The sequence below is a fragment of the Streptacidiphilus jeojiense genome (assembly GCF_000719095.1).
GTDB lineage: Bacteria > Actinomycetota > Actinomycetes > Streptomycetales > Streptomycetaceae > Streptacidiphilus > Streptacidiphilus jeojiensis.
This window is the reverse complement of record NZ_JOEH01000143.1, coordinates 1-202: the sequence shown is the minus strand read 5'-3', so window position 1 is coordinate 202 and position 202 is coordinate 1. Positions and strand designations below refer to the sequence as shown.

Annotated in this window: 1 pseudogene; it reads right to left on the bottom strand. The window is 71.8% G+C overall.

From position 1 onward, the window contains the following. Nucleotides 1-202 (bottom strand): annotated as a pseudogene (locus IF29_RS0141400) (6-phosphogluconate dehydrogenase); the annotation flags it as partial.

Here is a 202-nt window from a genome sequence, read left to right as displayed (position 1 = left end):
CGCGTGGCCGCCGAACTGGTTGCGCAGTGCGGCGATCATCTTCATCTGCGGGGAGTCGTCCTGGCGCGAGGCGAAGCGGGCGAACAGGCTGGCCGTGATCGCGGGCAGCGGGACGGCGTTGTCGATGGCGGCCTCGACGGTCCAGCGGCCCTCGCCGGAGTCGGCGGCGTAGCCCTTGAGCTTGTCCAGGTGCTCGTCGGCG